Raw genomic sequence first — 12,399 nt, 5'->3', positions numbered from 1 at the left:
AACTAAAAAAAACTCCCGTATTTATCATTAAACTTAGCTATTTTACTATCCTTCTCCCCTGAACCGCTTGTCAAACTTCCAGTCCATGCAGGATGAGTAAGAGGATCTCTATCAAGCTTTATTCTTTGACCTTCTTTTCCATAAGTGGAATAAGTTTCAAACTCTTGACCATCTGTCATAACTATAGTAACTTTGTGATAATCGATTTCTGCCATTGTTCTTACAAATTTCTTACCAGCTAAGATTTTAGTGAATCTGGTTCATTTGGTCAATCATTATTGTGAAATATTGACAAAAAATAAATAAAGTAGTATTCTCAATGAAGAATGAAAAATTTTTTATGATTTTTGCTTTTCCTGGTCAGGGCTCCCAATTTGTAGGAATGGGAAAGAGTTTATATGATGAATTTTCAGTTGCAAGGAACGTATTTGATGAAGTAGATGACATATTGGGTAGAAAGCTGTCTCATTTGATTTTCAATGGCCCTATTGAGAAATTAACCATCACGGAAAACGCTCAGCCAGCTATAATGGCGGTGTCAATTGCAACGCTACGTGTTATGAAGCACGTATTTGGTGAATCTCTTTACAGCGTTCAGTATGTTTGTGGGCATTCAGTTGGCGAGTATACAGCGCTGTGTGCTGCAGGGGCATTGACGCTTGAGTCTGCAGTCAAATTGCTAAAAGTTCGTAGCGAAGCAATGCATGAAGCTTCACTAAAATGCAAAGGTGGAATGTTTGCTCTACTTGGAGCAGAAATAAGTGAAGTAGAAGGTATATTAAAATCAGCTCAAATTGATTGTGAAATTGCAAACGATAATGGTGGTGGGCAGGTAGTGGTGAGTGGTACTGCAGAGGCTCTTGAGGTCTTACCTGATTTATTCAAAAACTCAAGTGTCAAGAAAATGATAAAATTACAAGTTAGTGGGCCTTTTCACTCATCTTTTATGAAACCTGCTGATGAAAAACTTCTGGAATTTTTAAAAAGCATCAACATAACTCGCCCTTCGATTCCTTTTGTATCAAACGTTACAGCTAAGGAAGAAAGTGATCCAGAGATCATAAGAGCTTTGCTCGCTAAGCAAGTTGTAAGTAGAGTAAGATGGAGAGAGATGGTTTTATATATGACAAGCCATGGCACTAATAAGTTTGTTGAAGTTGGCCCTAACAAAGTTTTATCTAATCTAGTTAAAAGAATTGACCAATCTATCAATACAAAAAGCATAGGTAGCATTAGTGATGCTGATAACTTCTTTAATGAATCATTAATGTTGACAGCAAAAAATTTAAAAATAAAAGCTTATAACTAACATAAAGTAAAATTTGTACTATTTTTTGCTTTGATTATTGATAGCAGCGGAATGTCAAACATCGACACTAAAGAATATGATCTAGCGTTGGGTGATACCACGGTTAAGCTTTTTATTAAAAGTAGCGATACAAGTGGGATCAATTTTATTAATGTGCATCAAAATGAAGTAACTTCAAAAGGGGCTGGTGAGCATATACTCCAGCAGTTTGGTGGAAGAATGCTATACATTACTCATGGTGATGGTACTCCGCGTAATGTAGAATTTTACTTAAATGGTGAGCGGTATGAATTCGATCCCAATCGCATGTTTGATGATATAGGTGCAGAAGCTAGCTTAAGAGAGTTTGGCAGTGTTTCAGAAGATGCTTTGAGAGCTGTTAGAAACTTTGCAGAAAGAATTTTAGATTTTTTACTTCCTGGTCAAGATCACGTTATCGCTCTGCACAATAACTACAATTCTCCCAGCTACTCATTCAAGAGCTATTTTTCTCCACCACTTTCTCATGATGTGCTAAAGATTTCTCCAGAAGTGTGTCCGGAAAGTGGAACGGGTGAGTTTTTCTATACGACAGTTGAAGATTGGTTCGATGCTTTAAAACAGAAAGAAATTTTTAATATAGTATTGCAAAATAACAAAGCAGTTGAAGATGATGGTTCTTTATCTGTATATGTAGGGAAGAATAATATTCGGTACTCTAATGTGGAAGCTGAGCATGATCATTTAGAGCAGCAAATAGATATGCTATCTTCTATACACAGTGTTTTATTTCCTCAACCCTTAACAATAGAGTTATAGCAACATGGAACGCACTAACGAACTACCTGTCATTTCATTTGGCTTTTTGAGTCCAAGTAGCTGTAAAATAGTAGGAGCAATATCAGATAATTTTCCATCTCTCAGTTTTAAATTTTCACAAGATATAATAAATGGAACTTTATTTAGAGTGTGCGCTGTGTGAGGTGTGTTATTTTCTTCATCGAACATACATTCCACATTACCATGGTCTGCTGTAACAATGAGTGCAGTATTACCCACTTCTTTGACAACGCTGAGTACTTTTGCAAGGCAATCATCTACAGCGAGCACAGCTTGCTCGGCTGCTTTTATATTACCTGTGTGTCCCACCATATCAGGGTTAGCGTAGTTTACAACTATCAGCGCAAATTCTTGAGAATGAATTTTTTTTACAAGCTCTTCTGTGAGCTCAAAGGCTGACATTTCAGGCTGCAGGTCATAAGTTTTAACTTTTGGTGAAGGAATGAGTATTCTTTCTTCACCAGAAAAAGGTTCTTCTCTTCCACAATTAAAAAAGAAAGTCACATGCGCGTATTTCTCAGTTTCAGCAATGCGCAGTTGCCGTAATTTATTGTCTTCTATTATCTGTCCCAAAGTGTTGGCAAAAGATTCAGGAGGAAAGAGATAAGGGATTTTTAAGTCCGCTTTATATTGCATCATACTTAAAATTGAAGAAAATTTTGCTACCTTAGCGTAATCTGTTTTGCCTAGCAAAATACTTGCCAATTGTATCATTCGATCAGCACGAAAGTTAGCCAATAGCAATCCATCTTCTGGTTTTATACCTTGATAATCTCCTATTATTGCGGGCCTGATAAATTCATCGGTTATATTATTTTGGTAATTTTCATCAATAAGCGATACTGCATCATCATAACGAGGCGCCTTTGCAAATGCGATGGCTTCATAAGCTTCAATTGTTCTTTCCCACCTATTATCACGGTCCATAGCATAATAACGCCCAGAGATAGTGGAGATTCTTATATCATTTTCCTTTATGCTTTCTGTAAATTCTTGAATGCATCTTTTCCCTGAATTTGGCAGTGTGTCTCTGCCATCTAAAAATGCGTGTATTACAACTTTAATTCCGTGCTGTGATATTTTGTTTGCTAAAGATGAAATGTGCTTTTGATGCGAATGAACACCGCCATCTGATATCAATCCCATTATATGGCATATGCCATTCTTACTTTTTAGATCATTAATAAAATTCTGTAGATTTGCATTATTTTCTATCGTTTCGATTTCTTGATTAATACGCTGAAGGCTTTGCATTACCACTCTACCACTGCCAATATTCATATGGCCAACTTCTGAATTGCCTATTTGGCCTTCTGGTAATCCAACATCAGTTCCACAGGCAGATAAACTGCACTTTGGATAATTAGAGCTAATATGTTGCCAACAAGGTGGATTTGAATTGCTAATAGCATTGTATTTACTATTTTCTATTCCATTACCCCAGCCATCTAGTATACATAAAACGACTGATTTAAAGTTCATATAAAAGTTAACATCGAAACCCTCAATGGTACCAAAAACAAACTCTTCTCACAACTTTTGTGTTAAAATAAGAGATAGAAAAAGCTGCTTGGAGGCAATGGTATATGAAGTTTTTCATAAAATATTTTATTAAAGTGATTGACAGTTGCTGAAGTGTTTACTAAAACACTTGCATAGCTTTAATAGTGAGGTCAAATGAGTTATAGCCAATATGTAAAGGATAATACTTTAGCAACATCAGGTGCTATAATTAATGTTGATAGATTAGTAAACTTTTTAAAAAGCAATACAAACATTACAAGACTTATTTTACGATGTTCAAAAATTAATTATGAGGTTATAAAAGAATTAGCTCAGCTTTCTCATCTTACTTCACTTGATCTAAGTTGCAGTTATGTTGGTACAGAAGGTGCAAAGATTTTAGCAAGCGGGAATCTTATAAATCTTACTTCGCTTGATTTAGGAGGAAACGAAATTGGTGATGAAGGTGTAGAGGCTTTAGCCAGTGGAAATCTTACAAGTCTTACTGAGCTTAAATTATATGATAATAAAATTGGCGATAGGGGGGCAAAAGCTTTAGCAAGTGGAAACCTTCAAAAGCTTATTTTACTGAGTTTAGGATGGAATGAAATCAGTAATGAAGGTGCAGAGGCTTTAGCAGCAAGTGGAAACCTTAAAAATCTTATTACACTTAAAGTATATGATAACAGCATTAATTACAGAGATGTACAGACTTTGGCGAGTGGAAATTTGGTGCGTCTTACTTCGCTCATTTACAATTATTGCAGTATTGATGAAACATTGCCAAAAAATGTCCTTCCTCAATTAAAAAGGAAATGTAATAAAAGAAAAATAGGAGAGGAGCCAGATAGCAAGCTAAGTGAAGCGCAGACATCTTTGCATTTTGACAGTAAAGGCTTTAAAACTATATAACTTCACACGTTTTGTCTGTTTAAGAGACAAAAAAAAGGTAGTGAATTTTGGGCTAAAAGTGAAATGTACAGATTGTATAAAATAGTGCTCCCCGGGCCGGATTCGAACCAGCGACCAATTGGTTAACAGCCAACTGCTCTACCACTGAGCTACCGAGGAATAAACTGCTTTCAACTTATCACATTGAACGCCGATTGTAAACGATTTTTATGTAGACTTTAGACCTAGATATCATTCCAGTGCATGGAGCTGTAATCTAGTTCTTATTACCTGATATGCTCATTTGACAGTTAAGTCTTCTCTACCCCTATTTGCATAATACCTTCGTTTACGGTTAAAAGATATCGAGGTAGTAGGGTGTATTAGTTTTTGCAAGCTGTTATTTTGCTATGGATTGCTGTAATGGCATCATCTATTTTATTGTTATCACAGCCTGTTTGGGCAAGTTCGGCATTTCCACCGCAATCCCTTCTGGTTACAGTAGATACTAGCTCTTTTGCATTGATCTTATTAGTTAAATCTTTACTTACTTTGACAATCAAAACTGTTTTATCCTTTTCTGTTACCATGAAGGCTATTACAGTTTTCGGTTTTTGTTGCTGTAGAGCAAATTCCCTTATGATACTTCCTGGAACGTCAGTAAAAGTGTGGATTACGAAATTTATTCCATTTATTTCAGTACTTTTTATATTTTCTACACTGATAATCTTTTTATAAAGATTTTTTATTTTGGTTTCAAATTCTTTGCGCTCTTGGCTTAAAATACTGAGTCGACTTATTATTTCATTTACTGGTGCTTTTACGCATTCTGCAACTTTTTTTAAGCTAATTTCGTTATTGCGTACATAATTAATTGCTTCTTGACCGGTTAAAGCTTCAATTCTTCTTACTCGAGATGCAACGGAACATTCTGCTGCTATCTTAAACAAACCAATTTCTCCGGTACGCTCCACGTGTGTACCACCACATAATTCTTTTGAATCTCCAATTTTTACAACCCTAACATTATCACCATATTTTTCACCAAATAAGGCCATCGCTCCTTCGTCTATTGCCTCATCCATACCTTGAACTTTTGTGGACGTAGAAAGATTTTCTCTGATTAGAGAGTTTACTATATCTTCTACTGAAGACAGCTGATCCTGAGTGACTGGCTTATTGTGACTAAAGTCAAATCTTAGTCTATTTGGTGCGACTAGAGAACCTTTTTGAGTAACGTGATCACCTAAGATTTTTCTGAGTGCAAAGTGTAGAAGATGTGTAGCTGAATGATTTCTTCTTAAGTCTTGTCTTCTTTTTTTGTTAATACTAGCTGTAACTGTATCACCTTTACGAACTGAACCAGACTCCACTATACATCTGTGTAAATATAGGTCATTAATCTTGTTGGTATTTTCCACTATGATTACGCCTAAATCTGGTGTCATTCCAGCGCGTGACGCTGGAATCTGGATCCCAGTATCAAGTACTGGGATGACAAGAAGGAACTTTCCAATATCTCCCACTTGTCCACCTGACTCTCCATAAAAAGGTGTTTTATCAAGTATAATAGTTATCTTTTCTCCTTCTTTTGCAGAATCAATTACTTCATTTTTAGAGGAAATTATTGCGAGTACTGTTGCATCCTTTACTTCATCACGTTCATAACCAACAAATTCCGTTTTGCCAAACTGATCGATTAAATTAAACCATACTTGTTCAACAGATTTTTCACCAGATCCAGTCCAATTAGCACGTGCTCTTTCTTTTTGCTCTTTCATTGCATTATCAAAACCTTTTTGGTCAAAATTTATTTTCCTTTCTTTCAAAATATCAAGTGTGATATCCAAAGGAAATCCATAAGTGTCATATAGTTTGAATGCTGATTCTCCAGATAGAGTGTCACCTGATTTTAAATCTGCAGTGAATTTGTCCAAGAGATTAATGCCTTTCATTAAAGTGTCTTTAAAGTTTTCTTCCTCTGATTTTAACGTTGTTTCTATTAAGCTTTTAACTCTGATTAGCTCTGGATAAGCATCTCCCATATAAGCCAAACTTGTGCCATCTATGAGTGCAGGAAAAACAAGGTTCAATAGAGAATCATTATATCCAAGTAGGTGGATATAACGTGCTGCTCTCCTGATCAATCTGCGTAGTACATAATTTCTTCCTTCATTTCCAGGAAGCACTCCTTCTGCGATGAGAAATGCAGCTGCACGAAGGTGATCTGCGATAATCTTATGAGCTACTTTATTTTCCGTATTTCCACAGTACTCTTGCGATTTACTTACCAGAGCAGAAAATAGGTCAATATCATAGTTATCATGAACGTTCTGCATAACAGCTGCTATTCTTTCAAGGCCCATTCCGGTATCGATGCATTTTTTTGGTAATTTTTGTAAATTACCTTCTTCATCTTTATTAAATTCCATGAACACCAGGTTCCAAATTTCAACAATTCTGTCGTCTTCATGTAAAGCGGAATTTCCATGATCGTAAAAGATTTCAGAACATGGGCCACATGGACCAGTATTGCCCATGCTCCAAAAGTTATCATCTGTTGTAATTCTTATGATTTTATCATCTGAAAAGCCACTTATCTTACGCCAAATTTCATATGCTTCATCATCAGTGTGGTAAACAGTTATGGATAGTCTGTTTTTATCAAGAGACAATTCTTCAGTAATAAATTTCCACGCAAATTCTATCGCAGTTTCTTTAAAGTAATCACCAAAGCTAAAATTTCCGAGCATTTCAAAAAATGTGTGATGCCGAGATGTATAGCCAACATTTTCAAGATCATTGTGTTTACCACCTGCTCTGAGACACTTTTGACTTGAGACGGCACGTTTCATTTCAGTTTTTTGCGTGCCGGTAAAGATGTTTTTGAACTGTACCATACCAGCATTTGTAAACATGAGTGTTGGATCATGCTCTGGAATCAAAGGAGAAGAAGGAACTTGCTCGTGATTATTATTTACAAAAAATTTTATAAATCTTTCTCTAATTTCGTTTAGCTTCATCGTTTTTACTGAGGTTATCTATGCATAATAAGTTGTAACAGAAGTAAAATCAATTTATCAATCTAAATATTAATATATACATTACTTAGTATAATAAAAGTAACTTTTACATAAAAATTTTAATAAAAAGATATAGGTTTAAATATTTTATCCACTAACATAGAGAAGTATTTGTTAATTCAAATAATATTTTTGTTAATTAATTTAAGGAGTGTGAAATGCCAAAAAAATTCCAAAACACTAAGAATAGCATGCGAAAGAGAGAAACAACAAATAAGCAGGAGATGGATGGTCCAACAATTAGAATTGTATCTGACTTGGAAAGTATAAAACAAAACAGAAGAGTAGAATTTTTAATTAAAGGAGAGAATTTAACAGTAAAAGACCTCTCTATATCTTCTAGAGCAGCTGAGATAGGCTTGGTTACAGGAATAGTAAATTCAATAGACATTCCTCAAGCAATTCGTGAATCGACAATAGATGGAATTATTTTAGGTCTTAAGAGTGGAGAAATAGAAAAAAGTAAAGAATATAATTATAGAGAATTTAAGAAAATATATCTAAAAAACCTTGTAGATGAATTGGGTAAGGATAGTTCAAAAAAGCTAAAAGAAAGAACTGATGAAAATAGCCAATTGAGAGAATCTACTACTGAAGAAATTGATTATCAGATGCAGGAAGATGTAACTATCGAATCAGCTTCTTTAACAAAACAAGAATTCGATTTTGCATCAAGCAAAGTAACTACTAAAGAGATTAATGACGTAATAAATGAAATAGAAGAATCAAATGCTAGTTATGGAATTACTCCTGAAGATATAAGTAGTGTTTCCCGTTTTGATAGTAATTCACAAGAAGTGTTAGATCATTCTATATTTAATAGCACAGATGTGGAAGGGCCTAAATTACCCGAAATAAATGGAGGACAGTATATAGGAATAGCAGGGATTGCTGGTGGTATATTTGGTGGAGTGCTAGCAGTAGCTTTTGCAGGATTAGGATACTTTGTATGGCATAGAAAAAATAGGGAAGGTAGCTACGATGTTGAAAAAGCGATGAAAAACCTTCCTGAACAAGCTCAACTTGAGCATTCCGGATCTACATCAGAAATAGAATCTTTGCTCAGCAATGCTACATCGGTAGCACATCTATCTTCTCAGATTAGTGTCGAGTAAGATTCCAGAGTTTGATGGCACAACAGTGCCATCAACTTAGCTCTTACAGCACTTATATGCTCTGGAACCAAAGGAGAAGAAATTTTCCTGTCTTACAAAAAATTTTATAACTCTTTCTCTAATTTTATATCGTTTTTACTAAGGTATAATAAATTGCAATGAGAAATTCAGATATTAATATATGTATTATTTAGTATAATAAAAATATAAAAATCTTAGTGAAAAGATGTGGACTTAAATAATTTATCTTTTATACATAAGGAAATATTGGTCAGCTTGGGGGTCATATATGTCAAGAAGATTTAAAAATACTGTAGGAAAAAAAAGATCAATCAATAAGGAAAAAAGGAATAGATGGATTAGTATTGAATCAGAATTGCGAGATGTAGAACAAAACAGAACAATATATTTTCTATTGGGAGGAGGTGATTTAAAACTTAAGTATGTATGTATGCTTGACGATACATCTTATCGTATTCTTGTTGCTGAAGGAGAAATAGTGCATGCAGAAAATCCAAAAGTGATGATTGATGATATTGTTTCTGATCTCAAGAGTGGAAAAATACGAAGTTATAAAAGATATAATGCCAAAGAGTTTTATGAAAAGTATCTCAAAGAGTTTTTGAGTAATGAGAACTTGCAAAAGCTGGAAGCTGGTGATATTGAAAATACAACAGCAGAACTACCAAACTTAAAACAAGTAATGGAAGAAATGAAAAAATCAAACGCTAGCAATGGAATTACAATGCGAAATATAGAAAGTGTTCAAAATACGACGAATATTTTGGGTAATCCTATGATTCATGATACAAACTTGAGAGAGTTTAAATTATTGGAAACACCTTCAAACGAGAAAAATAATATAGTGTTCACAGTAGGTATGTTAGCAGTAACAGTAGCTTTGGTAGCAGCTGTACCATTTAAATGTTGGTTTTATAATAGAAAAAATAAAAGCCATAGTAGTGCTAAGGAAGAAACTCCATCTAGTTATTTATTAAGTGCAATAACTTTAGAAAGTGGAACTAATTCTATTCGTTAGCCAAAATATTGCAAAAATAGAATTTTTTTATTATTTTTTTACAGTTTCCTCATTTAATAATTTTTATGCTCTAATTATTATACTTAATTTATCATTACCTGTTGTGTAAACAGGATGAGAATTTTCAATAATCTACATCCTTTAGTAAGAAAAAATCAATACATTCACGATAAATTTACCTCATATCTGTGTTTTATATGTGGAATTTCGAATGGAAAATTATGCAGGCAAAGAAAGAAGAATAGTGAATATAGTTACTCAACATTGGAGTGATATAAAAGGATCAGATAGAGAATGGCCAGAAAGACATGAAATAGACACTGCAGAAATCATGGAGTCATGGCAGCATTGTTTTATCATTGAAGTTAAAGATCGAGGTTATATTTGTGAAAATGCAGGAGAAAAAGCTATTGAATTCTATGGTTTTGAAAAAAAGATGTACATCGATGATAAGTATGCAATTGATGCACCATTTTTGCGGTTATATAAAATAGATGCAGTTATTGATAAACTTGAGACTGTAATAGAGAGTAAATGCTCAATTAACGAAGAGGAAGAAAGTGAAAGTGTTAAAATAAGGCAAGTATTGCTACCAATTGGGAATGAAGAAGGTATAACACATATACTGGGTGTGATTACATTCAAGCTGCTTTAAAATACAATTTTAATTTGATTCTTTAATAAAATTATCTATACTCATACTTAATTACTAATAAAGAACTAAATAGTGGTGTTTGTAAATTTGTTTAGAATATGACGAAAATAAAATTAAAAACAAAATCTTCTGTCAAAAAGCGCTTTCACCTTACAGCTAAGGGTAAAGTCATCTCTACTCAGTCAGGTAAGAGACATGGCATGGTAAAAAGAAGTAAATCTAATATTCGTAATCAACGCGGTACAACGATTCTCAATAAATCTGACTCGCGTATAGTTAAACTTTATATGCCTTATGGTATTTAATAAAATGGAGGTAAGATAAAAATGGCTCGGATAAAGCGTGGAACCGCTACTCATGCTCGTCATAAAAAGGTATTAAAATTAGCAAAGGGTTATAGAGGACGGGCAAAGAATTGTTATAGAATTGCATTACAAAGGGTTGAAAAAGCACTACAGTATGCTTATAGAGACAGAAGAAATCGCAAGCGTGATTTTCGTGGTTTGTGGATAATACGTATTAATGCAGCGGCAAGAGAACATGGACTTACTTATGGTAGGTTTATGCATGGTCTTAAACTTGTTGGAGTTGATTTGAATAGAAAAATTCTTGCTGAGATGGCTGTTAATCATAAGGATGATTTTGCTAAATTAATAGAAACTGTAAGTAGTAAGTTAGCAGAAAATTCCTAAAGCAAACACACCTGAAAACATGAGAATTATTTTCATGGGGTCACCGGGGTTTGCTGTTGGTGCGTTAAACTTACTATTGAAATTACAGAGTGAAGTAGTAGCAGTATATACCAAAGCTCCAAAGCCTTCTGGACGTAGGCAGAGGTTAACAAAATCGCCAGTACACATCGTTGCTGAAAAAAGTGACATAGAGGTATGTACTCCTGCCTCTTTAAAATCTTCGATAGAGCAAGAAAAGTTTGGAAATTTTAAGCCAGACGTTGCAGTTGTTGCTGCGTATGGATTGATACTTCCAAAAGAAATTTTAAATATTCCCAAATATGGTTGTATTAATATTCATCCATCATTGCTGCCTAGGTGGCGCGGTGCAGCTCCGATACAGCACACAATTTTAGCCGGAGATCAAGAAACCGGAGTTAGCATTATGCAGCTAGATGAAGGATTAGATTCTGGCCCTATTTTAAAACAGAAAAAATTTCTTATTGAAAAAAGCGATAATTATAAGACGTTGTATGATAAATTGTCTGAATTAGGTAGTGATTTACTGCTGAAAGTACTAAACGAAATTGAAAAGCAAGTTCCCTTAAAACAGAGCGATAACGATGCGTGCTATGCTGACAAAGTAAAAGACTATAAAATTTACGCAAGTGACACCTGTGAAATTGCTTATAGAAAGGTTAAAGCATTTTATCCAAAAGCATTCATTAAGGTAGAGAATAAACGTATCAAGATACTTGATGCTGAATTTGAAGCCTTCACTTCAGGACAAGGTGAGATCATTAATGATAATATGCATATAAGTTTAAAAGGTGGTACTTTAATTCCTAAAGTTGTACAAATGGAAGGAAGAAATCCTTGCGATATTAAAGATTTTGTTCGTGGCTTAAAATCAAGTTTAACAAAAAAATTTATAGAATAGACTACTTTGAAAGGAGAGTGAGGAGAGCTAAAGCAACTTCTACAATTTGGTATTCCGCTGCTTGTTAGCGGAATCTACAACAAGATACCGCGTTTTGGTGTACGAACATTGCAATTTGCAGGTAATTTGAGTAGTAGATGGTCAGTGCTTGACACTGGAATCCAGTTTCTATTACCTGGTGTGCTCATTTAAAGTGAAGTTTTCTGGATCCCAGTGTCTGGGGACTGGGATGACATCTTTCTTGATCTCTTGTATCACAATGTTCGTACAGCTATGTGCTTGTTAGCGGAATCTACAACGAGATACCGCAGTGGTATGACGTAGTAGCTATATATAGACAAATTTTCTTTTCTTAGATATAATCTTAAGAAACC

Annotated in this window: 12 protein-coding genes, 1 tRNA gene and 1 pseudogene; 9 read left to right on the top strand and 5 right to left on the bottom strand. The window is 34.4% G+C overall.

Annotated elements, in window-relative coordinates; translation table 11 throughout:
- Positions 1-2: 2 nt before the first annotated feature.
- Positions 3-215: a 50S ribosomal protein L31 gene (gene rpmE / locus AAGE00_RS01925; RefSeq protein ID WP_052264949.1), complete on the bottom strand. Its 213-nt coding sequence runs from the start codon at positions 213-215 to the stop codon at positions 3-5.
- A 125-nt stretch (positions 216-340) separates the two neighbouring features.
- On the opposite strand from rpmE, the gene fabD reads away from it, so the two are divergent.
- A complete protein-coding gene (fabD, locus tag AAGE00_RS01920; protein WP_213864017.1) occupies positions 341-1,309 on the top strand; it encodes an ACP S-malonyltransferase in 969 nt (322 codons plus the stop codon).
- Positions 1,310-1,360: 51 nt separating this feature from the next.
- A complete protein-coding gene (locus AAGE00_RS01915) occupies positions 1,361-2,107 on the top strand; it encodes a hypothetical protein (protein WP_213864015.1) in 747 nt (248 codons plus the stop codon).
- Here AAGE00_RS01915 and gpmI read toward each other — a convergent pair.
- On the bottom strand, positions 2,102-3,610 hold the full coding sequence (gene gpmI, locus AAGE00_RS01910) for a 2,3-bisphosphoglycerate-independent phosphoglycerate mutase (protein ID WP_213864014.1): 1,509 nt from the start codon (positions 3,608-3,610) through the stop codon (positions 2,102-2,104). The two genes, AAGE00_RS01915 and gpmI, sit on opposite strands and share 6 nt — an antisense overlap.
- Positions 3,611-3,805: 195 nt before the next feature.
- Between gpmI and AAGE00_RS01905 the strand changes: the two genes are divergently transcribed.
- Positions 3,806-4,543 carry a hypothetical protein gene (locus tag AAGE00_RS01905; protein ID WP_213864013.1) on the top strand — a complete coding sequence of 246 codons (738 nt, stop codon included), beginning with the start codon at positions 3,806-3,808 and terminating at the stop codon, positions 4,541-4,543.
- A gap of 87 nt (positions 4,544-4,630) precedes the next feature.
- On the opposite strand, the gene AAGE00_RS01900 is transcribed toward AAGE00_RS01905, so the two are convergent.
- Positions 4,631-4,702: transfer RNA gene (locus tag AAGE00_RS01900), tRNA-Asn, on the bottom strand.
- Positions 4,703-4,905: 203 nt separating this feature from the next.
- Positions 4,906-7,545: an alanine--tRNA ligase gene (gene alaS / locus AAGE00_RS01895; RefSeq protein WP_096097200.1), complete on the bottom strand. Its 2,640-nt coding sequence runs from the start codon at positions 7,543-7,545 to the stop codon at positions 4,906-4,908.
- Positions 7,546-7,763: 218 nt separating this feature from the next.
- Here alaS and AAGE00_RS01890 point away from each other — a divergent pair, with 218 nt between their 5' ends.
- The 6 genes from AAGE00_RS01890 (at position 7,764) to fmt (ending at position 12,025) form a co-directional block, all read left to right on the top strand.
- Positions 7,764-8,720 (top strand): hypothetical protein, encoded by a 957-nt coding sequence (locus AAGE00_RS01890; protein ID WP_007302084.1) that lies wholly within the window; start codon positions 7,764-7,766, stop codon positions 8,718-8,720.
- Positions 8,721-9,009: 289 nt separating this feature from the next.
- Positions 9,010-9,759 carry a hypothetical protein gene (locus AAGE00_RS01885; RefSeq protein WP_007302083.1) on the top strand — a complete coding sequence of 250 codons (750 nt, stop codon included), beginning with the start codon at positions 9,010-9,012 and terminating at the stop codon, positions 9,757-9,759.
- 211 nt (positions 9,760-9,970) lie between these two features.
- Positions 9,971-10,414 carry a PAS domain-containing protein gene (locus AAGE00_RS01880; protein WP_019236701.1) on the top strand — a complete coding sequence of 148 codons (444 nt, stop codon included), beginning with the start codon at positions 9,971-9,973 and terminating at the stop codon, positions 10,412-10,414.
- Between the two features lie 98 nt (positions 10,415-10,512).
- Positions 10,513-10,719, top strand: a complete 207-nt coding sequence (gene rpmI / locus AAGE00_RS01875; RefSeq protein ID WP_006013548.1) for a 50S ribosomal protein L35 — start codon at positions 10,513-10,515, stop codon at positions 10,717-10,719.
- Positions 10,720-10,740: 21 nt separating this feature from the next.
- A complete protein-coding gene (gene rplT, locus AAGE00_RS01870) occupies positions 10,741-11,106 on the top strand; it encodes a 50S ribosomal protein L20 (protein WP_007302081.1) in 366 nt (121 codons plus the stop codon).
- A gap of 19 nt (positions 11,107-11,125) precedes the next feature.
- A complete protein-coding gene (gene fmt, locus AAGE00_RS01865; RefSeq protein WP_096097199.1) occupies positions 11,126-12,025 on the top strand; it encodes a methionyl-tRNA formyltransferase in 900 nt (299 codons plus the stop codon).
- Between the two features lie 143 nt (positions 12,026-12,168).
- Here fmt and AAGE00_RS01860 read toward each other — a convergent pair.
- Positions 12,169-12,301, bottom strand: a pseudogene (locus AAGE00_RS01860) (WPE palindromic element domain-containing protein); the annotation flags it as partial.
- Positions 12,302-12,399: the final 98 nt, after the last annotated feature.

It is taken from the genome of Wolbachia endosymbiont (group B) of Aricia artaxerxes (assembly GCF_964026975.1).
Taxonomy (GTDB): domain Bacteria; phylum Pseudomonadota; class Alphaproteobacteria; order Rickettsiales; family Anaplasmataceae; genus Wolbachia.
This window is presented reverse-complemented; position numbering and strand designations above follow the sequence as displayed.

Coding starts and splice junctions, on each gene's coding strand:
- AAGE00_RS01890 (WP_007302084.1), top strand. CDS start 7,764: ATGCCAAAAAAATTCCAAAACACTAAGAATAGCATGCGAAAGAGAGAA.
- rpmI (WP_006013548.1), top strand. CDS start 10,513: ATGACGAAAATAAAATTAAAAACAAAATCTTCTGTCAAAAAGCGCTTT.
- fabD (WP_213864017.1), top strand. CDS start 341: ATGATTTTTGCTTTTCCTGGTCAGGGCTCCCAATTTGTAGGAATGGGA.
- rplT (WP_007302081.1), top strand. CDS start 10,741: ATGGCTCGGATAAAGCGTGGAACCGCTACTCATGCTCGTCATAAAAAG.
- AAGE00_RS01915 (WP_213864015.1), top strand. CDS start 1,361: ATGTCAAACATCGACACTAAAGAATATGATCTAGCGTTGGGTGATACC.
- rpmE (WP_052264949.1), bottom strand. CDS start 215: ATGGCAGAAATCGATTATCACAAAGTTACTATAGTTATGACAGATGGT.
- AAGE00_RS01880 (WP_019236701.1), top strand. CDS start 9,971: ATGGAAAATTATGCAGGCAAAGAAAGAAGAATAGTGAATATAGTTACT.
- gpmI (WP_213864014.1), bottom strand. CDS start 3,610: ATGAACTTTAAATCAGTCGTTTTATGTATACTAGATGGCTGGGGTAAT.
- AAGE00_RS01885 (WP_007302083.1), top strand. CDS start 9,010: ATGTCAAGAAGATTTAAAAATACTGTAGGAAAAAAAAGATCAATCAAT.
- AAGE00_RS01905 (WP_213864013.1), top strand. CDS start 3,806: ATGAGTTATAGCCAATATGTAAAGGATAATACTTTAGCAACATCAGGT.
- fmt (WP_096097199.1), top strand. CDS start 11,126: ATGAGAATTATTTTCATGGGGTCACCGGGGTTTGCTGTTGGTGCGTTA.
- alaS (WP_096097200.1), bottom strand. CDS start 7,545: ATGAAGCTAAACGAAATTAGAGAAAGATTTATAAAATTTTTTGTAAAT.